The 22,425-nt window shown below is 72.9% G+C and carries 19 protein-coding genes; 6 read left to right on the plus strand and 13 right to left on the minus strand.

Annotated features, from left to right (window positions below; translation table 11 throughout):
* Positions 1–168: 168 nt before the first annotated feature.
* The 4 genes from ABZ490_RS31900 to ABZ490_RS31915 are packed head-to-tail and all read right to left on the minus strand — an operon-like array spanning position 169 to position 4,607.
* Entirely contained in the window at positions 169–774 is a 606-nt protein-coding gene (locus ABZ490_RS31900) for a hypothetical protein (protein WP_358997663.1), read from the minus strand.
* The gene (locus ABZ490_RS31905; RefSeq protein ID WP_358997666.1) at positions 774–2,357 is read right to left on the minus strand and encodes a HAMP domain-containing sensor histidine kinase; all 1,584 of its coding nucleotides are present in this window, start codon (positions 2,355–2,357) and stop codon (positions 774–776) included. Before ABZ490_RS31905 ends, ABZ490_RS31900 begins: the two co-directional genes overlap by 1 nt.
* Positions 2,354–3,031, minus strand: coding sequence for a two-component system response regulator AfsQ1 (afsQ1, locus tag ABZ490_RS31910; protein WP_199844574.1), 678 nt, complete (start codon positions 3,029–3,031; stop codon positions 2,354–2,356). Before afsQ1 ends, ABZ490_RS31905 begins: the two co-directional genes overlap by 4 nt.
* A 4-nt stretch (positions 3,032–3,035) precedes the next feature.
* Positions 3,036–4,607, minus strand: a complete 1,572-nt coding sequence (locus ABZ490_RS31915; RefSeq protein ID WP_358997669.1) for a methyltransferase — start codon at positions 4,605–4,607, stop codon at positions 3,036–3,038.
* 395 nt (positions 4,608–5,002) lie between these two features.
* Between ABZ490_RS31915 and ABZ490_RS31920 the strand changes: the two genes are divergently transcribed.
* Positions 5,003–5,749, plus strand: a complete 747-nt coding sequence (locus tag ABZ490_RS31920) for a SigE family RNA polymerase sigma factor (RefSeq protein WP_358997672.1) — start codon at positions 5,003–5,005, stop codon at positions 5,747–5,749.
* A 250-nt stretch (positions 5,750–5,999) separates the two neighbouring features.
* On the opposite strand, the gene ABZ490_RS31925 is transcribed toward ABZ490_RS31920, so the two are convergent.
* Positions 6,000–6,707, minus strand: coding sequence for a uridine kinase (locus ABZ490_RS31925; protein ID WP_358997675.1), 708 nt, complete (start codon positions 6,705–6,707; stop codon positions 6,000–6,002).
* Positions 6,708–6,766: 59 nt separating this feature from the next.
* Here ABZ490_RS31925 and ABZ490_RS31930 point away from each other — a divergent pair, with 59 nt between their 5' ends.
* A complete protein-coding gene (locus ABZ490_RS31930) occupies positions 6,767–7,174 on the plus strand; it encodes a hypothetical protein (protein WP_358997678.1) in 408 nt (135 codons plus the stop codon).
* Positions 7,175–7,409: 235 nt separating this feature from the next.
* Here ABZ490_RS31930 and ABZ490_RS31935 read toward each other — a convergent pair whose 3' ends face one another.
* From ABZ490_RS31935 to deoC, 3 genes are read right to left on the minus strand one after another with little or no spacing between them, the layout of a single operon-like run.
* Complete coding sequence (locus tag ABZ490_RS31935; RefSeq protein ID WP_358997681.1) at positions 7,410–8,309, minus strand: aldehyde dehydrogenase family protein; 900 nt, start codon at positions 8,307–8,309, stop codon at positions 7,410–7,412.
* Positions 8,302–9,738, minus strand: a complete 1,437-nt coding sequence (locus ABZ490_RS31940) for an aldehyde dehydrogenase family protein (protein ID WP_358997684.1) — start codon at positions 9,736–9,738, stop codon at positions 8,302–8,304. Before ABZ490_RS31940 ends, ABZ490_RS31935 begins: the two co-directional genes overlap by 8 nt.
* 5 nt (positions 9,739–9,743) lie before the next feature.
* Complete coding sequence (deoC, locus tag ABZ490_RS31945; protein ID WP_358997789.1) at positions 9,744–10,697, minus strand: deoxyribose-phosphate aldolase; 954 nt, start codon at positions 10,695–10,697, stop codon at positions 9,744–9,746.
* 206 nt (positions 10,698–10,903) lie between these two features.
* Here deoC and ABZ490_RS31950 point away from each other — a divergent pair, with 206 nt between their 5' ends.
* Together ABZ490_RS31950 and ABZ490_RS31955 are read left to right on the plus strand one after the other, a co-directional pair.
* Entirely contained in the window at positions 10,904–11,620 is a 717-nt protein-coding gene (locus ABZ490_RS31950; RefSeq protein WP_358997687.1) for a PH domain-containing protein, read from the plus strand.
* A gap of 145 nt (positions 11,621–11,765) precedes the next feature.
* Positions 11,766–13,442, plus strand: coding sequence for a hypothetical protein (locus ABZ490_RS31955; RefSeq protein ID WP_358997690.1), 1,677 nt, complete (start codon positions 11,766–11,768; stop codon positions 13,440–13,442).
* 236 nt (positions 13,443–13,678) lie between these two features.
* Here ABZ490_RS31955 and ABZ490_RS31960 read toward each other — a convergent pair whose 3' ends face one another.
* The 4 genes from ABZ490_RS31960 to ABZ490_RS31975 all read right to left on the minus strand — a co-directional run bounded on the left by ABZ490_RS31960 (position 13,679) and on the right by ABZ490_RS31975 (position 17,687).
* Complete coding sequence (locus ABZ490_RS31960; RefSeq protein WP_358997693.1) at positions 13,679–15,310, minus strand: phospho-sugar mutase; 1,632 nt, start codon at positions 15,308–15,310, stop codon at positions 13,679–13,681.
* A gap of 708 nt (positions 15,311–16,018) precedes the next feature.
* Positions 16,019–16,843 (minus strand): purine-nucleoside phosphorylase, encoded by an 825-nt coding sequence (locus ABZ490_RS31965; RefSeq protein ID WP_358997696.1) that lies wholly within the window; start codon positions 16,841–16,843, stop codon positions 16,019–16,021.
* 106 nt (positions 16,844–16,949) lie between these two features.
* Positions 16,950–17,234 (minus strand): hypothetical protein, encoded by a 285-nt coding sequence (locus tag ABZ490_RS31970; protein ID WP_358997699.1) that lies wholly within the window; start codon positions 17,232–17,234, stop codon positions 16,950–16,952.
* A gap of 15 nt (positions 17,235–17,249) precedes the next feature.
* Entirely contained in the window at positions 17,250–17,687 is a 438-nt protein-coding gene (locus ABZ490_RS31975; protein WP_358997702.1) for a gamma-glutamylcyclotransferase, read from the minus strand.
* Positions 17,688–17,783: 96 nt separating this feature from the next.
* On the opposite strand from ABZ490_RS31975, the gene ABZ490_RS31980 reads away from it, so the two are divergent.
* Positions 17,784–19,223, plus strand: coding sequence for an NAD(P)H-quinone dehydrogenase (locus ABZ490_RS31980; protein ID WP_358997705.1), 1,440 nt, complete (start codon positions 17,784–17,786; stop codon positions 19,221–19,223).
* A gap of 97 nt (positions 19,224–19,320) precedes the next feature.
* Entirely contained in the window at positions 19,321–20,277 is a 957-nt protein-coding gene (locus tag ABZ490_RS31985) for a DeoR/GlpR family DNA-binding transcription regulator (protein WP_358997708.1), read from the plus strand.
* Positions 20,278–20,415: 138 nt separating this feature from the next.
* Here ABZ490_RS31985 and ABZ490_RS31990 read toward each other — a convergent pair whose 3' ends face one another.
* Positions 20,416–22,191 carry a biotin carboxylase N-terminal domain-containing protein gene (locus ABZ490_RS31990; protein ID WP_358997711.1) on the minus strand — a complete coding sequence of 592 codons (1,776 nt, stop codon included), beginning with the start codon at positions 22,189–22,191 and terminating at the stop codon, positions 20,416–20,418.
* Positions 22,192–22,425: the final 234 nt, after the last annotated feature.

A 22,425-nucleotide genomic window follows, 5' to 3' on the forward strand; every position in this document is an offset into this window, starting at 1 on the left:
CCACGATCGGTTCCGGCTCCCCGCCCGACACTCCCGCAAGCCCTTGCTGCCCACCCCCGGCCGCACACCCACCACCCGACGGTGACCTGCGGCGACACCGCTTGCGGAGCCGCCCGTGAGGCGTCCGCCACACCGGCGGCGAAGAGGCGAAGAGGAGGATCGGCGGGCTCAGCTCCCGGTGACCGCCGACGACGGCGGCTCGGTGCTGCCGGGCCGGGATCGGACCTCGTCCGTGCACTCGTAGCGGCGCAGCGGGTCGGAACCGGGGCCGCCCAGGACGACCGAGCCGTCGCCCTCGGCCGCGGCCGAGTCGGAGAAGGTGCACACCAGCTGGGCGAGCGCGTACGAGGTGAGGGTGTCCGGCGGCACGCTCAGCCGGAGCGCGTCGTCGGGATCCTTCGCGCCCGGCCCGCCGACCGTCATCCCCCCGCGCACGTCGGTGGTGTACCCGGCCTCCTTCTCGGCGGCCGACGGCGACTCGGCGAGCTGGTCGAGCAGGCCCTGGGCCACCAGCGCCCGCCGCTCGGAGTCCGCCGCCCCGTCGGTGACCCGTACCGAGCGGTCGACGGCCACCAGCGACGAGCCGCACAGCAGGAACACCTGTACCGGCACCCCCACGCGCGCGGACTGCGCCGTCACGTCCGGATCGCTGAGCGAGCAGCGCACCCGGGACGGCGCGGCCCCGAAGTCGGTCGGCACCTCGGTGGCCCGGATCCCGCAGCCGGTGAGCAGACCGGCGAGCAGGGGCAGCGCGAGCAGACGGCGTACGTTCATCAGGCGTCCCCCTTGTTGTCCTTCCCGGCCTTCGCGCCCTGTGCCCCCTGCTCGCCCGGTTCCACCAGCTCCGACGCGTCCCTCGGCAGCCGCAGCGTGAACACCGCGCCGCCCTCGGGGGAGTTGGCGGCGGTGATCTCGCCGCCGTGGATGTGGGCGTTCTCCAGGGCGATCGACAGACCGAGCCCGCTGCCGTCGGAGCGCGGCCGCGAGGCGCTCGCCTTGTAGAACCGGTCGAAGACGTGCGGCAGCACCTCCTCGGGGATGCCCGGCCCGTGATCGCGTACGGCGATGACGACGTCCTCGGCCGACTCGCGCACCGACACCCGCACCGGGGAACCGCCGTGCTTGAGCGCGTTGCCGATCAGGTTGGCGAGGATCACGTCCAGCCGGCGCGGGTCCAGCCGCGCGTGGATGCCGCGCTCGGCGTCCAGGTCGACCGCGTCCAGCCACGCGCGCGCGTCGATGCAGAAGGTGATCTGGTCGGCGACGTCGACGGTGTCCACGACCAGCCGCGCCGTACCGGCGTCGAAGCGGGTGACCTCCATCAGGTTCTCGACGAGGTCGTTGAGCCGCCGCGTCTCGCTGACCACCAGCCGTACGGCTGGCTCGATCATCGGGTCGATGCTGCCCGACTCGGCGTCCAGCTCCTCCTCCAGCACCTCCGTGACGGCGGTGATGGCGGTCAGCGGGGTGCGCAGCTCGTGCGACATGTCGGCGACGAACCGCCGGGACGCCTCGTCCCGCGCGGCCATGTCGTCGACCCGCTTCTCCAGGGCCTCCGCCGTCCGGTTGAACGTCCGGGACAGATCGGCGAGTTCGTCCGTCCCCGACACCCGCAGCCGGGTGTCCAGACGCCCCTCGCCGAGTCGCCGCGCGGCGACCCCCAGCCGGTGCACCGGCTTCAGCACGGTCGTGGCGGCGGCCTGCGCGAGCAGCGCGGCGCCGATCAGCGCGAGGGCGGTGGCGATCCCCAGCGACCAGGCCAGCGAGTTGAGGTCCTTCGCCTCGGGCTCCAGCGACTTGCGCATGTACCCGGTCGGCCCGCCGCCGATCACCTTCGTACCGGCCACCAGATACGGCTTGCCGTGTTCCACGACCCGCTGCCAGTACAGGTGGTACGGCGACTTGTTGCCGCCGGTGACGTCCTGCTTCTTGTTCACCGCCGTCCGCAGCGACTTCGGCACGTCGTCCAGCGAGAAGCCGCTCAGCCCGCCGGAGTTGCCGTACACCGTCCGGCCGTCCGCGTCCTCGCCGACCAGCAGCACGCTGAACCGCTGGCTGCTGTTGGCCATCTGCCCGGCGGTGTGCTGCAACTCGTCCTGGGTCGGGTGCTCGGGCAACGAGCCCGCCCGGTTCTGCATCTCCTGCTCGAAGTCCCGCAGCACCGCGCCCTGGGTACGGGTGAGGACGGCCTCGCGGTTGAGCCAGTACGCGATGCCGGACGCGGACACGGCGGCGGTCAGCGCGACCGCCCCGAAGACGACGACGAGCCGGAGACGCAGACTGGTGAACCGCAGCCGTGACAGATGACCCTTGCGCACCGCGGACCAGCCGTGGTGTGCCTCCTGCTCGTCCGTCACTGAGGGACGTCCAGGCGGTAGCCGACCCCGCGGACGGTACGGATCAGCGTCGGGGACGAGGGCACGTCCTCGACCTTGGCGCGCAGCCGCTGGACACAGGCGTCGACGAGCCGCGAGTCACCGAGGTAGTCGTGCTCCCACACCAGCCGCAGCAGCTGCTGCCGGGACAGCGCCTGCCCCGGCCGCCGGCTCAGCTCCAGGAGCAGCCGCAGCTCGGTCGGCGTGAGCTGGAGATCCTCGCCGTTCTTCGTCACGGTCATCGCCGCGCGGTCGATGACCAGGCTGCCGAAGGCCGCCGCGTCGTTCGACTCGCGCTCCCCGCGGCGCAGCACGGCCCGGATCCGGGCGTCCAGCACCCGGCCCTGGACGGGTTTGACGACATAGTCGTCGGCGCCGGACTCCAGCCCGACGACCACGTCGATGTCGTCGCTGCGCGCGGTGAGCAGGATGATCGGCAGCTGGTCGGTGCGCCGGATGCGCCGGCACACCTCGAACCCGTCGATGCCGGGCAGCATGACATCCAGCACGATCAGATCCGGCCGCTGCTCGCGCAACAGCTTCAGACCGTCCTCACCGCTCGCAGCGGTCGCCACACGGTGCCCCTGGCGCGTCAGTGAGAGCTCCAGGGCCGTACGGATGGCGTCGTCGTCCTCGATCAGCAACAGGGAAGGCACGGGCTCATTCTGGCCCATGAGGGGGCTGTCGTTCGACCTGTGGGTCGGGGCTGAGCCGCCACAGGGAGATGCATTCCGCGGCGCGGGCGGCGTGGAGGGGGTCGGAGGTGTCCCGCGCACGCCGGTGGCGGGGGTGCGTGTCCAGCCGGTCGCGTACCCGCAGACCTGCGGTTTCGAGCTGGGCGAGCAGGTCGGCGCGGGTGCGCAGACCGAGGTGTTCGGCGAGGTCGGAGAGGATCAGCCAGCCCTCCCCGCCGGGCCGCAGATGCCGTACGAGACCGGTCAGGAAACCGCGCAGCATCGCCCCGCCCTCGTCGTACACGCCGAGTTCCAGCGGCGCGGTGGCCCGGCCGGGCACCCAGGGCGGGTTGCAGACGACCAGATCCGCCAGCCCGTCCCGTCCCGCCAGCCCGTCCCGTCCCGCCAGCCCGTCCCGTCCCGCCAGCCCGTCCCGGCCCGCCCGGTCTGCCGGGTCCGTCCGGTCTGCTCGGTCGGCCTGGTGCGCCCGGCCGGTCCGGCCCGCCTGGCCCGCCTGGCCCGCCTGGCCCGCCGGGTCCGCAGGGTCCGCAGGGTTCGCCTGGTCTGCTCGGTCGGCCTGGTCCGCCCAGCCGGTCTGGCCCGCCCGGCCCGCCCGGCCCGCCGGGGCCGCTGGGTCCGCTGGGTCCGCTGGGTTCGCCCGGTCTGCTCGGTCGGCCTGGTCCGCCCAGCCGGTCTGGCCCGCCTGGCCCGCCGGGGCCGCCGGGTCCGCTGGGTTCGCCCGGTCTGCTCGGTCGGCCTGGTCCGGCCAGACGGTCTGGCCCGCCGGGGCCGCAGGGGCCGCGAGGGCCGTCTGGGGCACCTGGTCTGTCGGCCACAGGCCCGCGGCCGTCGTGATCCGTCCGGTCAGGCCCAGTCTGCGGGCGTTGTCCTGGTTGCAGGACAGGGCGCGGGGGTTGACGTCCGTCCCGACGACCCGTCCCACGCCCCGGCGGGCCAGGACGGCCGCGAGCACACCGGTGCCGGTGCCCAGGTCGAAGGCGGTGGCCGTACCGGGGTGCCGACGGACCGAGGCCGGCAGCGGGGCCCGCGCGACGAGATCGACGTACTCGTGCCGCGTCGGTGCGAAGACGCCGTAGTGCGGATGGATCCGCGCGCCGAGCGCGGGCACCTCGATGCCCCGCAGCCGCCACTGGTGGGCGCCGATCACACCGAGCAGTTCGCGCAGCGGGACGGCCGAGGGCCCGGTCGGCGGGCCGTACGCGGCGCGGCAGGCGGCACGGACGTCCGGGGCGCGGCGCAGGGCGAGGGTGTGGTCGTCCGACAGCTCGACCAGCAGTCTGTTCAGGACGCGGGCGCGGTGGGCGCGGGCGCGCCGCTGGAGGTGGAAGGCCTCGGCCGGGTCGTCGGCGGGGACGGGCGCGGTGCGGACACGGCGGTCCATCGCCGCCAGCAGCCGGCGGGCGCCGGGGAAGTCGCCGCGCCACAGCAGGATGGTTCCCTCGCAGGCCAGACGGTGTGCGGTGGCGGCGCGCAGCCGCTCGTCGGCGAGGACTACGGGGCCGGGGACATGCGGGAGTGACGGCTCGGTGGGGAACACCGGAAGCTCCTCGTGATCGTAAGTGCCGGGTCACGGAGGGCACTTCGACGAGGGAGCGGGCAGGCACCGGCGGCGCCCGGCCCTGGCGGGCGGGGCGCGGGACGTCGTACGGAGGTGGTCGGCGCTACCGCGTCCGCGTCGAAGCGCGGAGGCGGGCGTCGAACAGCACCAGGCCGGCAATCACCAGGTCAGGGTGGCACGGTGGGCGCCGCGGCACCAAGCCGGAGGGGGTACCCCGGACGACTGTGAACGTGCTGTGGTGTCGGCATGACGGACCCCTGTGACAGGTCTGTGACAGTCGGCGGACACGGCGATGAAGTGACCCCGGCAGTCTTTTGGTCACAGGCAAGACCGCAAAGAACGAAACACCGGAAGTCCACGACGGGGGGCGCGAGATGAACACGCTGCACGGTAAGAGCACCACCGCAGTCGCAGTCGTCACGCGGCTCCACGACGTGAACGTCGGCCGGGGGGCCGAGAAGTCCGGTGTCGTGAGCGGGCGGGGGTGCGCTCGCGGCACCGGGCGTCAGCACACCGGGTTCATGACGGTGGTTGACACGGGGGAACAGGCTCACGGGGGAGCCGCGTACAGGGAGGACACGGGGGAGCGTCGCTCGCTGACGGAGGCGGAGTTCACCGCCTACGTCCAGGAGCGCCGCGCCTCCCTGTACGCCACCGCCTACCACCTCACCGGCGACCGCTTCGAGGCCGAGGACCTGCTGCAGAGCGCGCTGTTCTCGACGTACCGGGCGTGGGACCGGATCAGCGACAAGGCCGCCGTCGGCGGATACCTGCGTCGCACCATGACGAACCTGCACATCAGCGCGTGGCGCCGCCGCAAGCTGAACGAGTACCCGACCGAGGAGCTGCCGGAGACGCCCGGCGACACGGACGCGATGCGCGGCACCGAGCTGCGCGCGGTCCTGTGGCAGGCGCTGGCCCGGCTGCCCGAACTCCAGCGGACGATGCTGGTCCTGCGCTACTACGAGGGCCGCACCGACCCGGAGATCGCGGAGATCCTCGACATCAGTGTCGGCACGGTGAAGTCCAGCATCTGGCGGTCGCTCCGCCGGCTGCGCGAGGACCAGGTCCTCAGCTTCGGCCGTGACGAGGAGGACGCCTTCGGGGAGCTTGTCGCCTGAGGGTCACGGGGGAAGCACGGGGGAACGGGGAAACGGGGGGAAAACGGGGGAGCGGTACCGGGGGGCCCGACGGGGGAAGCCGGGAGAGCGGTGCCGCGCAGCACGGGGGAAACGCCACTGGGGGGTGGCGTGGGGGGAACGGGGGAAGCGGGACTGGAGGGCCGGGGGGTCCATCCAGTCCCGCTTTTCGTCTGTCCCGGGGTTCGGGGTGTCCCTCGTTCGAGTGGATCCGGAGGGCGGGCGGCCGGTGTCAGGCCGTCGTGCGCGCCGTGGGCGCGCAGCGGCCCGCCGCCGCCGACGCCAGCCGGCCCATCGCCTCGTCGCGGTCGCAGGCGTACGCGCCGAGCGCGGTCTGCCGCGCCACGATGGAGCGCTCCGCCCGCATCAGCCGCCAGCCCCGGCGCAGCAGGAACGGCACCGACTTGCGGCCCTCCCGCAGATCGCGCAGGAAACGGCGGCGGAACGTCTTCACCGGGCCCCGGCTCAGACACAGCGCGTCGGCCAGCACCCCCAGCTCACGGCAGCGTCCCACGATCTCGGCGGCGAAGATGCCCTCCGCGATGAACAGCGGGGTCCGCCCCACCTCGACCGCCTCCGTGCCGGTGCGGGCGCTGAGCGAGATGTCGTAGACGGGTACGTGCGTACGGCCCGACGTGCACAGTTCCACGATGGCGGCGACGGCCGTGTCCGCGTCCCACGACCCGGGGTGGTCCCAGTCGATGTCGGAGCTCCCGGCGACCAGCGGCAGGGTGGGGTCGTCGCCCTCCTTGTAGAAGTCGTCGAGCCGCAGCACGGGCAGGCCGGAGCGGGCGGCGAGAAGGGACTTGCCGGAGCCGGAAGGGCCGCAGAGCAGCACGACTCGGGTCGGTATGGGCGGTTGGGAGCTCACGGGACACCAGTGTGCGGCATCCCTCGGGCCCGGTACGACCCCGCGGGTCGGCTTTGAAGCGCGCGTCACACCTCGCCTACCCTTTGTGGCGATCCGATTACCTTGCGCAGCAGAAGGTGGCAGCAGCGATGGCCCGACACGCCTCTCCCCAGAACCCCACCGGCCGGCGCGTGTTCGCCGCCCTCGCGACCGCCTCCGTGGCGCTGGGCGCGGGCGCCGGTGCCGCGTCGGCGGCGCCGGGCGAACCCGTCGTCGACGTGATGCGGACCAGCCCGACCTCGCTCGGCACCATCGATCCGCAGACCGGGGTGCGGGGGGTACTGACGACGCTGCCGTACGTCACCGGGGCGTTCACGGGCCTCAAGCCCAACCCGCTGGCGGGCACGGGTGTGGACCCCCTCGACAACGGCGTCGGCACGCAGGTCGCCGACTTCCGGCCGCTGACCTCGCAGATGCTGACCGCGCCTCTCGCGCAGGCGAAGTCGCTCGGGGCGATTCCTGTGGTGGGGGATGTGGCGAAGGTGCTGGGCGGCTGAGGCCGGTGGGGAACTGCGCCGCCGAGGTGGCCGACCGCGCAGTTCCCCGCGCCCTTCAAAGATGCGCAGTTCCCCGCGCCCCTGAAAGATGCGCAGTTCCCCGCGCCCCTGAAAGATGCGCAGTTCCCCGCGCCCCTGAAAGATGCGCAGTTCCCCGCGCCCCTCAAAGATGCGCAGTTCCCCGCGCCCCCAAAGAAACTGCGCAGTTCCCCGCGTCCCCGGAGTGGGGCGGTGGTCAGTAGGACGAGCCTCCTGCGCCCAGGGAACCCGTCGGGTGCCAGACCGTCTTCGTCTCCAGGAAGGACGTCATGCGGTCGGTGCCCGGGGTCGCCGTCCAGTCGTCCACAGGCTGTGGACGCAGGACGCGCTTGAGGTTGTCCGCCGCCGCGATCTCCAGTTCCTTCGCGAGGACCTCGTCCGCGCCCGCGAGGTCGATCGCGTTGACGTCCTGGTGCGCGGCCAGCGGGGCCGCGATCTCCGCCGTACGGCCGGACAGGACGTTGACGACACCGCCGGGGACGTCGGAGGTGGCCAGGACCTCGCCGAGGGAGAGGGCCGGCAGCGGGGCCTTCTCGCTCGCGATCACGACCGCCGTGTTGCCCGTCGCGATCACCGGGGCCAGCACCGAGACCAGGCCCAGGAAGGACGACTCCTGCGGGGCCAGGACCGCGACCACGCCCGTCGGCTCGGGCGAGGAGAGGTTGAAGTACGGGCCCGCGACCGGGTTCCCGCCGCCCACGACCTGGGCGATCTTGTCGGTCCAGCCCGCGTACCAGACCCAGCGGTCGATCGTGGCGTCCACGACGGCGCCCGCCTTGGACTTGCCGAGGCCCTCGGCCTCGCCCACCTCGCGCACGAACTGCTCGCGGCGGCCCTCCAGCATCTCCGCGACGCGGTAGAGGATCTGGCCGCGGTTGTAGGCGGTGGCGCCGGACCAGCCGCCGAAGGCCTTGCGGGCGGCGACCACCGCGTCACGGGCGTCCTTGCGGGACGACTGCGGTGCGTTCGCCAGCCAGTTGCCCTTGGAGTCCGTCACCTCGTACACCCGGCCGCTCTCCGAACGCGGGAACTTCCCGCCGACGTACAGCTTGTAGGTCTTGAAGACCGTCAGACGCTCGTTGGTGCGCTCAGACATCGAGGTACGCCTCCAGGCCGTGGCGACCGCCCTCGCGGCCGAAGCCCGACTCCTTGTAGCCGCCGAACGGCGAGGTCGGGTCGAACTTGTTGAACGTGTTGGACCAGACGACACCGGCCCGGAGCTTGTTCGCCACCGCGAGGATGCGGGAGCCCTTCTCCGTCCAGATGCCCGCCGACAGGCCGTACGGCGTGTTGTTCGCCTTGGCGACGGCCTCGTCCGGGGTGCGGAACGTGAGGACCGACAGCACCGGGCCGAAGATCTCGTCGCGGGCGACGGTGTGGGCCTGGGTGACGTTGGTGAACAGCGTCGGGGCGAACCAGTAGCCCGACTCCGGGAGGTCACAGGCCGGGGACCAGCGCTCGGCGCCCTCCGCCTCGCCCCGCTCGACCAGCGAGGTGATCCGGGCGAGCTGCTCCTCGGAGTTGATCGCGCCGATGTCGGTGTTCTTGTCCAGCGGGTCCCCGAGGCGGAGGGTGGAGAGCCTGCGCTTCAGGGACTCCAGCAGCTCCTCCTGGACCGACTCCTGGACGAGCAGCCGGGATCCGGCGCAGCAGACCTGGCCCTGGTTGAAGAAGATGCCGTTGACGATGCCCTCGACGGCCTGGTCGATCGGGGCGTCGTCGAAGACGATGTTCGCGCCCTTGCCGCCCAGTTCCAGGGTGAGCTTCTTGCGGGTGCCCGCGACCGTCTTCGCGATCTCCTTGCCGACGGCCGTCGAGCCGGTGAAGGCCACCTTGTTCACGTCCGGGTGCGCGACGAGCGCGGCGCCCGCGTCGCCGTAGCCCGGCAGGATGTTGACGACACCCCTGGGCAGGCCCGCCTGGCGGCAGATGTCCGCGAAGAACAGGGCGGAGAGCGGGGTGGTCTCGGCGGGCTTCAGGACGACCGTGTTGCCGGTCGCCAGCGCCGGGGCGATCTTCCACGCCAGCATCAGCAGGGGGAAGTTCCAGGGGATGACCTGGCCGGCCACGCCCAGCGGGCGGGGGGCGCTGCCGAAGCCCGCGTGGCCGAGCTTGTCGGCCCAGCCCGCGTAGTAGAAGAAGTGCGCGGCGACCAGCGGGAGGTCGGCGTCGCGCGTCTCCCTGATCGGCTTGCCGTTGTCCAGGGTCTCCAGGACGGCCAGCTCACGGCTGCGCTCCTGGATGATCCGGGCGATGCGGAACAGGTACTTCGCCCGCTCCGCGCCGGGCAGTGCCGACCACTTCTCGAACGCCTTGCGGGCGGCCTTCACCGCGCGGTCGACGTCCTCGGAACCGGCCTGCGCGATCTCGGAGAGGACCTCCTCCGACGACGGCGAGACCGTCTTGAAGACCTTGCCTTCGGCCGACTCCACGAACTCGCCGTCGATGAACAGGCCGTAGGAGGGGGCGATGTCGACGACCGAGCGGGACTCGGGCGCCGGTGCGTACTCGAACACGGAAGCCATGATGATCAGTCCACCGTCACGTAGTCGGGGCCGGAGTAGCGGCCGGTGGCCAGCTTCTGACGCTGCATGAGCAGATCGTTCAGGAGCGAGGAGGCGCCGAAGCGGAACCAGTGGTTGTCCAGCCAGTCCTCGCCCGCGGTCTCGTTGACCAGCACGAGGAACTTGATCGCGTCCTTGCTGGTGCGGATGCCGCCGGCGGGCTTCACGCCGACCTGGACGCCGGTCTGGGCGCGGAAGTCGCGGACCGCCTCCAGCATCAGGAGCGTGTTGGCCGGGGTGGCGTTGACGGCGACCTTGCCGGTCGACGTCTTGATGAAGTCGGCGCCCGCGAGCATGCCGAGCCAGCTGGCGCGGCGGATGTTGTCGTAGGTCGACAGCTCGCCGGTCTCGAAGATGACCTTCAGCCGGGCGGCCCCCGAGGCCTCCCTCACGGCGACGATCTCGTCGTACACCTTCAGGTAGTCGCCCGCGAGGAACGCGCCCCGGTCGATGACCATGTCGATCTCGTCGGCGCCCGCCGCGACCGCGTCGCGGACGTCCGCCAGCTTCACGGGGAGGGCGGCGCGGCCCGCCGGGAACGCGGTGGCCACCGAGGCGACCTTCACGCCGGAGCCGGCGACGGCCTCCTTGGCGACGGCCACCATGTCGGGGTAGACGCAGACCGCGGCGGTGGTGGGCGTGGTGCGGTCGGTCGGGTCGGGGCGGACCGCCTTGGCGCCGAGCGCCCGGACCTTGCCCGGGGTGTCCGCGCCTTCCAGCGTCGTCAGGTCGACCATCGAGATGGCGAGGTCGATGGCGTACGCCTTCGCGGTCGTCTTGATGGAACGGGTGCCGAGCGAGGCGGCGCGCGCCTCCAGGCCGACCGCGTCGACGCCGGGCAGCCCGTGGAGGAAGCGGCGCAGCGTGCTGCCGGACGAGGTCACGTCCGTGAGGGCTGCGGTGGGTGCATTGGTGGGCATGGTCACCAGACGAGCATATCTACGCGCGTAGCGGATGTATAGCCCGAGGACGGATCCTCGGGGCACCGGGTGAGCGGTCCGACCTGGAAGGGGCGCGGGGAACTACGCGACCGGCCACCGGGCGGCCCGCACCCGCGCACGGACGGAACCCCCACGGCGGGCCGGCGGCCCGGAGCACCGCCGGAGGCGTGCGGCAGAATCGGGCCATGACCACCCCGGAAGACCAGCCCTCCGCACAGCCCCCGGACCCCGAGTTCGACGACCGTGTCCACCGGTCGTCCGCCGGGATCGGCAGCGGGGTCCTGCTGCTGGCCCTCGTCGGCTGGCTCGGCATCGACGCGATCGTCGCGGGCGAGGGGCGGACGCCGTGGCTGGCGCTCGCCCTGCTCATCCTGGTCGTGCCGCTGGTCGTCGCCTTCACCCTGCGGCCCGCCGTGTACGCGGGCCAGGACCGGCTGCGGGTGCGCAATCCCTTCCGGGTGGTCGTGCTGCCCTGGGGGCAGGTCGCGGCGCTGCGCTCCGGATACTCCAACGAGGTCGTCGCCAAGTCGGGGACCAAGTTCCAGCTGTGGGCGGTGCCGGTGTCGCTGCGGGCCCGCAAGTCGGCGGCGCGGCGGGAGGCCCGGGCGGCGGCGCAGGGCACGCCGGGGAGCGGGAGCGGCGGCGACGGGCGGGGGAGCGGTCGGAGCGGCCGCGGCGGCCGGACCGGGTTCGGTGGCTTCGGTGGTCCTTCCCCGGCCGCGGGGCAGGGGCCCGTGCGGGCCGCGAGCGACCAGGTCATGGACGACCTGCGGAACCTGTGGGAAGGGCGCGAGAACGCGGAGAGCGCGCAGGGCGAGGTGACCGTGCGCTGGGCGTGGGAGATCCTCGGCCCCGCCGCCGCCGGTGCCGTGGTGCTGGCGATCCTGGTGGCGATGGGGTGAGCGCGGGCCGCCGGGACCGGTGAGCTCCATTTTGCCGCCGGGTTGTGACCCGGCACTCGTTCCAGGGCACAGGGTTCTTCGTCATCATCGGGCGCGCGGCCCCGGCCAGGTTGGCGGAACGCGGGGCCCGTGAGTCTGGGGAACCATGATGACGAATACCGGCGAGGTGCTGCGGCTGCCCGCCTCCGCGGTCCCCGAGGGCTGCCCGGCCTGGGACGGTGAGCCGGCGGACCGCTGGACGCGGACGCTGCCCCCGCGCGGCGTGCCGCTGGGCGTCCCGCTGGGGGCGGCCCTGTGGCTGCCCCTGTTCGCGGTGTTCGGCGCGGGCGCCCTCGCCCACAACGGTGTGCTGCCCGGATGGGCCGCCGTCCTGCTCGCCCTGCACCTCGTCTGGACGGCCCAGCGGCCCGAGGCGGTGCTGGTGGGCGCGCCGGTCGCCGTCGTGGCGGTCGTCGCCCTCGGCGACTGGCCGGGGCCGTCGTGGCTGCTCCCGTCCCTGCTCGTGGCCGCCCTGACCGCCGTATGGACGACGGCCGTGCTACGGCTCTCCGCGCGCCGTCGGCAGCGGGCGGTGGCGCTGGTGGCGGCCGGGGGAGCGACCGCCGTGCTGCCGCCGGCGGCGGGCAAGCGGTCCCGGCGGGGCCGTTTCCTCATCGGGTTCGGGTCGGCGACGGTGGCGGCCGGGGCGGTGGTGTCCGGCGCCGCGTACCTGTGGGCGGAGGGCGCCGACCGGCAGGGCGTCCCGGCGGGCGGCTGGTGCCTGGCCGGGCTCGGGCTCACGGTGCTGTTCTCCGGCGTAGTGGGGCGTCGGCGGGCCGCCGCCCTGCGCGCGGAGCCCGTTCCCGTGCTGAGGGTGCTGCTGCGCGAGGGCCGGGACGGCGACATGGAGGTGTACGCCGCCGACGACACGACGGGCGGGCGGCCCCTGTTCACGGTGGCGACCGGGAGCGTGGGCGACGACGACTCCGAGGACGACGAGGACGAAGGCGGGGAGGACGAGGACGGGGAGGGCGACGGGGAGCTGCTGGACCGGCTGGTCGAGGACCGGGTCGGGCCGTTGCGGGAGGCCGTGCTCTACGGGGTGCCCTGGGACGGGGCCGAGGTCGTGGTCCTGGCCGCCGCCGAGAAGGCCGGTGAGCCGCCGGTGGTGGAGGCGGGCAGCGGGCCCGTGCGGCCGGTGACCGGGTGGAACCTGCGGCGCCGGGCCGGGGAGGCGCGGCGCAGGGCGGCCCGGGAGAGCTGGTACCGGGCCCAGGGGCGGAGCGCCGAGGAGGCCGCGGAACGGGGCCTGGACGAGGCTCCCGTCGCCCTCCGGCGGTGGCGGGCGGGATGGGGGGACTGGGTCAGCATGGCGGCGGTGGTGCTGTGGGCCGCCTGGTTCACGGGCGATCACGGCATACGGCACTACGTCGTCGGTGTGGGCGTGAGTCTGCTGGCGGCGCGGGTGCTGCCGCGCCGGCTGTGCTGGCGTATCACCGCCGACCGCGACGGGCTGTGGCTCGCCGGCTTCCGTGGTCCGCGGCTGCTGGCCTGGGACGACATCCGGACCGTGCGGTGCCGCCGGAGCGAGCTGCGGATCGTGGGCACCCGGGCGTCCTTCGACGACTGGGCCGTGGACGCGTTCCGCTGGCCCTGGCTGGAGGGGCGGCTCGGCGTGCTGCACCGCTACGAGCGGACGGCCGCCGAGATCACCGCGATGTGGCGGGACCCCGCGCTGCGGCCGACGGGGACGGCGGACGAACGGCTGCGCGGGCGGGCGTTGTGGCCGCTCGGGGTGGTCATCGGGGTGGTGGGGGTGGCGGCGGTGCTGTTCGTGCCTTGAGGTGGCTTCGCGCCCTGAGGTGGCTTCGCGCCCTGAGGTGGCTTCGCGCCCTGAGGGGCTGATGCCGTGGGACCGATGTCCACGACCGCCGCCGAATCGGCAGGGCCGTCCGAAACCCGGGGCGATCGTGGAACACCGTCCGACCCACGCCGTGTTCCACGGCCCGCGGGACCCGCGTACCGCGGACCACGTGGGCGGCCGCTTCGGCCGAGCGCCCCGGGACGGCCCGCCGGGACTCAGAGCCCGGCCGCCGCCGACAGGTCGCGCTTGATCGTGGCGAGGACCTCGGCCGCCTGCGTGCGGGCGGCCGGCAGCGCGGAGAGACCGGCCACCGGGACGACCACCTCCAGGTAGCACTTCAGCTTGGGCTCGGTGCCGCTCGGCCGCACGATCACCCGGGCGCCTTCGAGCGTGTAGCGCAGACCGTCGGTCGGCGGCAGCCGGTCCGTGCCCCGGGTGAGGTCCTCGGCCCGGGTGACGGCCAGCCCGGCGAGGGAGGCCGGGGGCCGCTCGCGCAGCCGGCGCATGGCGTCGGCGATGACGGACAGGTCCTCGACCCGGAACGAGAGCTGGTCGGTGGCGTGCAGACCGTGCTCCACGGCCAGCTCGTCCAGCAGGTCGAGCAGGGTACGGCCCTGCTCCTTCAGCTCGGAGGCCAGCTCCGTGATCAGCAGCGCCGCGGTGATGCCGTCCTTGTCGCGCACGCCCTCCGGGTCCACGCAGTAGCCGAGGGCCTCCTCGTAGCCGTAGCGCAGACCCTCGACCCGGGCGATCCACTTGAAGCCGGTGAGGGTCTCCTCGTACGGCAGCCCGGCCTTCTCGGCGATCCGGCCGAGGAGGGAGGAGGAGACGATCGACTCGGCGAACGTGCCGCGCGCGCCGCGCCGGACCAGATGGGCGGCGAGCAGGGCGCCGACCTCGTCCCCGCGCAGCATCCGCCAGTCGCCGCCGTCAGGGACGGCCACGGCGCAGCGGTCGGCGTCCGGGTCGTTGGCGACGACGAGGTCCGGGTCCGTCGCCCGGGCCCGCGCGAAGGCGAGGTCCATCGCGCCGGGCTCCTCCGGGTTGGGGAAGGCCACCGTCGGGAAGTCCGGGTCGGGCTCGGCCTGTTCGGCGACCAGGACCGGCTCCGGGAAGCCGGCGCGGGCGAACGCGGCGAGCAGGACGTCCTTGCCGACGCCGTGCATCGCCGTGTACACCGTGCGGGCGGTGCGCGCCGAGCCCTCGGCGAGCACGGCGTCGGTGCGGGCCAGATAGGCGTCCAGGACCGAGTCGTCCAGGGTCTCCCAGCCGCCGTCGGGGCGGGGGACGTCGTCCAGCGAGGCGACCGCGTCGATCTCGGCGGCGATCTGCGCGTCGGCGGGCGGGACGATCTGCGAACCGTCGCCCAGGTAGACCTTGTAGCCGTTGTCGCGGGGCGGGTTGTGGCTGGCGGTGACCTCGACCCCGGCGACCGCGCCGAGGTGCCTTATGGCGTAGGCGAGGACGGGGGTCGGCAGCGGACGGGGCAGCACGGCGGCGCGCAGTCCCGCGCCCGTCATCACGGCCGCCGTGTCCCGGGCGAAGTCGGCGGACTTGTGGCGGGCGTCGTAGCCGATGACGACGACTCCGTCGGTGTGGCCGTGCTTCTTCAGATGGGCGGCGAGACCCGCGGCCGCGCGGATGACGACGGACCTGTTCATCCGCATCGGACCGGCGCCGAGCTCGCCGCGCAGGCCGGCGGTGCCGAACTGGAGCGTTCCGGCGAAGCGGGCGGCGAGTTCGGTGACGTCCCCCGACTCCAGGAGCTTCGCGAGCTCGGCGCGGGTCTCCGGGTCGGGGTCCTCGGCCAGCCAGGCCCGGGCGCGGGTGATCAGGTCGTCGTGCACGTCGGTCAGCCTCTCGTGTGTGGTGTCTCGCCGTCACCAGGGGACTCCGCCCCCTGGCCCCCCGGAAGGAGCCTCGCCCTCAAACGCCGGACGGGCTGCTTGCGCCTGACCTTCCTACCGCCCGAGCCGGGCGACGCGTGGCTTTTCTGGCGCCCGAGCCGGGCGGCGGGCCGGCCATTTTCTCCCGATCGGGCCGGGTGGCGGGGTGGCTTTTCTGCCGATCGGGCCGGGCGGCGGGCCGGTCTTTCTGCCGATCGGGCCGGGTGGCGGGGTGGCTTTTCTGCCGATCGGGCCGGGTGGCGGGGTGGTCTTCCTGCCGCCCGAGTCGGGCGGCAGGCCGGCCATTTTCTCCCGATCGGGCCGGGCGGTAGCTGGCCTTCCTGCCGATCGAGCCGGACGGTAGCTGGCATTTCTGCCCACCGAGCCGGGCGACGGGTGGCTTTTCTGCCCACCGAGCCGGACGGTGGGCCGGCCTCCTGCCGACCGAGCCGGGTGGCGGACTGGCCTTCCGGCCGACCGAGCCGGACGGTAGCTGGCTTCTCTGCCCACCGAGCCGGGTGTTAGCTGGCTTCTCTGCCCACCGAGTCGGGCCGTAGCTGGCCATTCTGCCCACCGAGTCGGGTGGCGGGTGGCCTTTCTGCCTACCGAGTCGGGTGGTGGGTGGGCACAGGTCGGGGGTCCAGGGGGCGGAGCCCCCTGGTGCGGTGCCTACAGGCGGGCCAGCACCTGGGTGAGCAGGGCGCCCATCCGCGTGGCGCTGTCCCGCCCCGCCTGGAGAACCTCCTCGTGGTTCAGCGGCTCACCCGTCATCCCCGCCGCGAGGTTCGTCACCAGCGAGATGCCGAGCACCTCCGCCCCCGCCTCACGCGCCGCGATGGCCTCCAGCACGGTCGACATGCCGACCAGGTCCGCGCCGATGACCCGCGCCATCCGGATCTCCGCCGGCGTCTCGTAGTGCGGGCCGGGGAACTGGGCGTAGACACCCTCCTCCAGCGTGGCGTCGATCTCCTTGCACAGCGCGCGCAGCCGCGGCGAGTACAGATCGGTGAGGTCGACGAAGTTCGCGCCGACGATCGGCGAGGTCGCCGTGAGGTTGATGTGGTCGCTGATCAGGACCGGCTGCCCGGGACGCATGCCCTCGCGCAGACCGCCGCAGCCGTTGGTCAGCACGATGGTCTTGCAGCCCGCCGAGACGGCCGTACGGACGCCGTGCGCGACGGCGGCCACCCCGCGGCCCTCGTAGAAGTGGGTGCGGCCCAGGAAGACCAGGGCGCGCTTCTCGCCGATGCGGTACGAGCGGACCTTGCCGCCGTGGCCCTCGACCGCGGGCGGCGGGAATCCGGGCAGCTCGGTGACCGGGAACTCGGCGTCGGGTGCGCCCAGGGCGTCCACGGCGGGTGCCCAGCCGGAGCCCATCACGAGGGCGACGTCGTGGGTCTCGGCGCCGGTCAGTTCGCGCAGGCGCGAGGCGGCGGCGTCGGCGGCGGCGTGCGGGTCGCCCTGGATGTCGTCCGGGAGAAGAGATGCGTTCACGCGGATGAGGGTAGCCGGTTCTTGCCTACGCGCGTAGATGACAGAGCCCACGGGAAAGGGATCGTTGCCTTGTCGTTTCCAACCAGGGGCGTCGCCGGACCCGCGGTCAGTCCTCCGGGACCAGCACGTCCTCGTCGCTGAACACCTCGACCACGAAGATCAGCAGCCGGCCCCGGCTCACGATGTACTCCGCGAACATGTGCTCGGTGAGCCGTACCGTGCGGTCGTCGCCCGTCCCGCTCACGGCGCGTGACGCGGGCAGATAGGGGTCCCGGGTGAGGACCGCGACCCCCTTGTCGAATCTGGCGCGCTGCCGATCGTCCAGCCGGTCGCGCGCGGCCGCCGCCTGCTCGGTGTACTGGACCTGGTAACCGTGACGTGCCCCGCTCATGCCTTCCAGCATCGATCAGCAGGGGCGCTTCCGCAGCTCCATCACATAGTCGTGGGGCGCGCCCGCCGACTCGGCGGCGTCCGCGACCTCCCCGAGATAGCGGGCCGACGGCAGTCCGCCCTCGTACCCGTTCAGCACGTACACCCACGCCGGGGCCTGGCCTTCCAGGGTGTGCACGCGCACCCGCAGCCGGCGGTAGATGCCGAGGCCGACGCCCTCCCACCGGTCCAGGGACTCCTCGTCCGCCGGGGTGATGTCGTACAGCGCGACGAACACCTGTGCCTCCGGGTCCTCGACCAGGGTGGCCAGCGCGCCCTCCCAGCCGAGCTGCTCCCCGCCGAAGGTCAGCCGCCAGCCGTCGAGCCAGCCCGTCGCGCGCAGGGGCGAGTGCGGTGCGCGGCGGGTCATCAGCCGCGCGTCGAGGTTGCCGGCGTACGCGGCGTAGAGCGACATGGGAGGAGGGTACGGCAGCCGGTGCGCGGGTCACTTCCGTCACAGGCGTATCTCCGTTCGCCCCCGGGCGGCGAGCACCGCGGACCGTGCGGGAGAATGGAGCATGTGACTCGGATCGTGATCATCGGTGGCGGACCCGGCGGCTATGAGGCGGCGCTGGTGGCCGCGCAGCTCGGCGCGGAGGTGACCGTCGTCGACAGCGACGGTCTGGGCGGGGCGTCGGTGCTGACCGACTGCGTGCCGTCGAAGACCCTTATCGCTACGGCCGAGGTCATGACGACCTTCGACTCGTCGTACGAGGAACTCGGCATCATCGTCGCCGACGACACCCCGCCCCTGGAGCAGGCGGCCCGGGTGGTCGGCGTGGACCTCGGCAAGGTCAACCGCCGGGTGAAGCGGCTCGCGCTCGCCCAGTCGCACGACATCACCGCCTCCGTCACCCGGGCCGGCGCCCGGGTCATGCGCGGCAAGGGCCGGCTGCGGGGCATGCAGGCCCTCGACGGCTCCCGCCAGGTGGTCGTCACCGCGGCCGACGGCACCGAGGAGACCCTCACCGCCGACGCCGTGCTGATCGCCACCGGCGGTCACCCGCGCGAGCTCCCGGACGCCCAGCCCGACGGCGAGCGCATCCTGAACTGGACCCAGGTCTACGACCTCGGCGAGCTGCCCGAGGAACTCATCGTGGTCGGTTCCGGCGTCACCGGCGCCGAGTTCGCCGGCGCCTACCAGGCCCTCGGCTCCAAGGTCACCCTCGTCTCCTCCCGCGACCGGGTGCTGCCCGGCGAGGACCCCGACGCCGCCGCCGTCCTGGAGGACGTCTTCCGGCGCCGCGGGATGAACGTGATGGCCCGCTCCCGCGCCGAGTCCGCGAAGCGGGTCGGCGACCGCGTCGAGGTCACCCTCTCCGACGGCCGGGTCATCACCGGCTCGCACTGTCTGATGGCCGTCGGCGCCATCCCCAACAGCGAGGGGCTGGGCCTGGAGGAGGCGGGCGTCAAGGTCCGCGAGTCCGGGCACATCTGGACCGACAAGGTCAGCCGCACCACCGCGCCGGGCGTGTACGCCGCCGGTGACGTGACCGGCGTCTTCGCGCTGGCGTCCGTCGCCGCCATGCAGGGCCGTATCGCCATGTACCACTTCCTCGGCGACGCGGTGGCCCCGCTCAACCTCAAGACGGTCTCGTCGAACGTCTTCACCGACCCCGAGATCGCGACCGTCGGCTACACCCAGGCCGACATCGACGGCGGAAAGATCGAGGCCCGGGCCGTCAAGCTGCCGCTGCTGCGCAACCCGCGCGCCAAGATGCAGGGCATCCGCGACGGCTTCGTCAAGATCTTCTGCCGCCCGGGCACCGGGATCGTCGTCGGCGGTGTGGTCGTTGCCCCGCGCGCCTCGGAACTGATCCACCCCATCTCGATCGCCGTCGACAACAATCTGACGGTCGAGCAGATCGCGAACGCGTTCACCGTGTACCCGTCCCTTTCGGGGTCGATCGCCGAGGTGGCCCGGCAGTTGCACACCCGACGCGAGCTCTGAGGGTCCTATACCACTCCCTGTCCCCTTGTGCGAACAACTTCTACTATTCGGCGCAAAGAGCTGAAAGCAGACGGTCGCCCGCGTTACTGTCAGTTTCGTGTTCGCTGCAGAACGTCGCCAATTGATCCTCGAAATGGTGCGAGCGAACGGGGCCGTGTCGCTCCGTGAGCTCGCCCGCGTCGTCCAGACCTCCGAAGTGACCGTACGGCGGGACGTGCGCGCACTGGAGGCAGAAGGACTCCTCGACCGCCGGCACGGCGGTGCGGTATTGCCGGGCGGATTCACGCGGGAATCCGGCTTTCCGCAGAAATCCCATCTCGCGACCGCCGAAAAGACCGCCATCGCGGACCTCGCCGCGGGCTTCGTCGAAGAGGGCGAGGCCATCGTCGTCGGAGCCGGTACGACCACCCAGGAACTCGCCCGCCGGCTGGCGCGCGTCCCCGGACTCACGGTCGTCACCAACTCCCTCCTGGTGGCCCAGGCGCTGGCCCACGCCAACCGGGTGGAGGTCGTCATGACCGGGGGCACCCTGCGCGGTTCCAACTACGCCCTCGTCGGCAGCGGGGCCGAACAGTCCCTCCAGGGGCTGCGCGTCTCCAGAGCCTTCCTCTCCGGGAGCGGACTGACCGCCGAACGCGGACTGTCCACGTCCAACATGCTGTCGGCCTCCGTCGACCGGGCGCTCGTCCAGGCCGCCGCCGAGGTCGTCGTCCTCGCCGACCACACCAAGCTCGGCACCGACACCATGTTCCAGACCGTGCCGACGGAACTCATCACCCGCCTGGTGACCGACGAGCCGCCCGCGCACGACGACCGCGCCGCCACCGAGCTCCAGGCCCTCGCGGACCAGGGGGTGCAGATCGCCGTGGCCGGGGCGTCCGGGAACCCGGGGGGTGAGGCGGTCCCGGCGCGACCGCAGCCGCAGCGCCGGGACGTACCGCTTCCCGCGCCGCGGCGAGGGCCGGGGCCGGCGGCGGGACTGCGGGCCACCGCGGTGCTGGGGGACGTGCCCGGTGGTGAGCGGGCTCGCGTCGCGGATCTTCGCCGCCGCTGATTCGGTGACCGGCGGGGTTTCGCCGCCCAGGCGCCGTAGGGGTGTGCCTTGTGGGGCGAGTGCCGGTTCGTTGTGGCTTGTCGCGCAGTTCCCCGCGCCCCTGTAGGTGGGCGCGGGGAACGGTGTGCGAAAGTGAACTCAGTCCTTGATCTCGCAGATCGGGGCGCCCGACGTGATGGAGGCGCCGACCTCTGCCGCGAGGCCCTTGACGGTGCCGGAGCGGTGGGCGTTGAGGGGCTGTTCCATCTTCATGGCCTCCAGGACGACGACCAGGTCGCCCTCCTTGACCTCCTGGCCCTCCTCGACGGCCACCTTGACGATGGTGCCCTGCATCGGGGAGGCGAGGGTGTCGCCGGAGGCGACCGGGCCGGACTTCTTCGCGGCGCGGCGCTTGGGCTTGGCGCCGGCGGCGAGACCGGTGCGGGCCAGGGTCATGCCCAGGCTGGCCGGGAGGGAGACCTCCAGGCGCTTGCCGCCGACCTCGACGACGATCGTCTCGCGGTCCTTCTCGTCCTCCTCCGCGTCGGCGTCGGCCGTGGCGGAGAAGGGCTTGATGTCATTGACGAACTCGGTCTCGATCCACCGGGTGTGGACCGTGAACGGCTCGGTGGAGCCCGTGAGTTCGGGGGCGAACGCCGGGTCCGTGACCACCGCGCGGTGGAACGGGATGGCGGTCGCCATGCCCTCGACCTGGAACTCCTCCAGCGCCCGGGCGGCCCGCTGGAGGGCCTGCTCGCGGGTGGCGCCGGTGACGATCAGCTTCGCCAGCAGCGAGTCCCACGCCGGGCCGATGACCGAGCCCGACTCGACGCCCGCGTCCAGGCGCACGCCCGGACCGGTGGGCGCGGTGAACGTGGTGACGGTGCCGGGGGCCGGCAGGAAGCCGCGGCCCGGGTCCTCGCCGTTGATACGGAACTCGAAGGAATGCCCGCGCACCGCCGGGTCGTCGTAGCCGAGGGCCTCGCCGTCGGCGATCCGGAACATCTCGCGCACCAGGTCGATGCCCGCGACCTCCTCGGTCACCGGGTGCTCCACCTGGAGCCGGGTGTTGACCTCCAGGAAGGAGATCGTGCCGTCCAGGCCGACGAGGAACTCCACCGTGCCGGCGCCGACGTAACCGGCCTCCTTCAGGATGGCCTTGGAGGAGGAGTACAGCTCCGCGACCTGCTCGTCGGAGAGGAACGGCGCCGGGGCCTCCTCCACCAGCTTCTGGTGGCGGCGCTGGAGCGAGCAGTCACGGGTGGAGACGACGACCACGTTGCCGTGGCTGTCCGCCAGGCACTGGGTCTCCACGTGCCGGGGCTTGTCGAGGTAGCGCTCCACGAAGCACTCACCGCGCCCGAACGCGGCGACCGCCTCACGGACGGCCGACTCGTACAGCTCGGGAACCTCTTCCAGCGTCCGGGCCACCTTCAGACCGCGGCCGCCACCGCCGAACGCGGCCTTGATCGCGATCGGCAGACCGTGCTCGCGGGCGAACGCCACGACCTCGTCGGCGCCGCTCACCGGGTCGGGGGTGCCCGCGACCAGGGGGGCGCCGGCGCGCTGGGCGATGTGCCGGGCGGCGACCTTGTCGCCGAGGTCGCGGATGGCCTGCGGCGGCGGGCCGATCCAGATCAGACCCGCGTCCAGGACCGCCTGCGCGAATTCGGCGTTCTCGGAGAGGAAGCCGTAGCCCGGATGGACGGCGTCGGCACCCGACTCACGGGCCGCGTTCAACACCTTGCCGATGTCCAGGTAGCTGCTCGCCGGGGTGTCACCGCCCAGGGCGAACGCCTCGTCCGCGGCACGCACGTGCAGAGCGTCCCGGTCCGGGTCGGCGTACACGGCCACACTGGCGATACCGGCATCCCGGCACGCCCGGGCCACGCGGACTGCGATTTCGCCACGGTTGGCGATGAGCACCTTGCGCACGATTGAGGCTCCCTCCTTGAAACAAGCCGAGTTTAGGGACTGCCGACACGACACATCGACCCGTCCCCAAAGGTGAGCTTGCCCACACGGAGCGTGATGCCAGGCTCACTCGACCGTGAAATCCCTTGTAGTACCGCCGTACGCAGCACTCCTCCCGGCAACCCTAGCCCTCCGGTGTGGTCAAGGTCTCTGTGAGAGCGTGCTGCGGCCCACTCCGTTTCTTTGTGGAGTCCC

The organism is Streptomyces sp. NPDC005811 (genome assembly GCF_040630405.1).
In the GTDB taxonomy this organism is placed as follows: domain Bacteria; phylum Actinomycetota; class Actinomycetes; order Streptomycetales; family Streptomycetaceae; genus Streptomyces.

Bases quoted from the DNA above. Each gene is read 5' to 3' on its own strand.
- ABZ490_RS31980 (WP_358997705.1), top strand. From the start codon at position 17,784: ATGGAGCATGTGACTCGGATCGTGATCATCGGTGGCGGACCCGGCGGC.
- ABZ490_RS31900 (WP_358997663.1), bottom strand. From the start codon at position 774: ATGAACGTACGCCGTCTGCTCGCGCTGCCCCTGCTCGCCGGTCTGCTC.
- ABZ490_RS31950 (WP_358997687.1), top strand. From the start codon at position 10,904: ATGACCACCCCGGAAGACCAGCCCTCCGCACAGCCCCCGGACCCCGAG.
- ABZ490_RS31970 (WP_358997699.1), bottom strand. From the start codon at position 17,234: ATGAGCGGGGCACGTCACGGTTACCAGGTCCAGTACACCGAGCAGGCG.
- ABZ490_RS31935 (WP_358997681.1), bottom strand. From the start codon at position 8,309: ATGTCTGAGCGCACCAACGAGCGTCTGACGGTCTTCAAGACCTACAAG.
- ABZ490_RS31930 (WP_358997678.1), top strand. From the start codon at position 6,767: ATGGCCCGACACGCCTCTCCCCAGAACCCCACCGGCCGGCGCGTGTTC.
- deoC (WP_358997789.1), bottom strand. From the start codon at position 10,697: ATGCCCACCAATGCACCCACCGCAGCCCTCACGGACGTGACCTCGTCC.
- ABZ490_RS31955 (WP_358997690.1), top strand. From the start codon at position 11,766: ATGATGACGAATACCGGCGAGGTGCTGCGGCTGCCCGCCTCCGCGGTC.
- ABZ490_RS31975 (WP_358997702.1), bottom strand. From the start codon at position 17,687: ATGTCGCTCTACGCCGCGTACGCCGGCAACCTCGACGCGCGGCTGATG.
- ABZ490_RS31940 (WP_358997684.1), bottom strand. From the start codon at position 9,738: ATGGCTTCCGTGTTCGAGTACGCACCGGCGCCCGAGTCCCGCTCGGTC.
- ABZ490_RS31920 (WP_358997672.1), top strand. From the start codon at position 5,003: ATGAACACGCTGCACGGTAAGAGCACCACCGCAGTCGCAGTCGTCACG.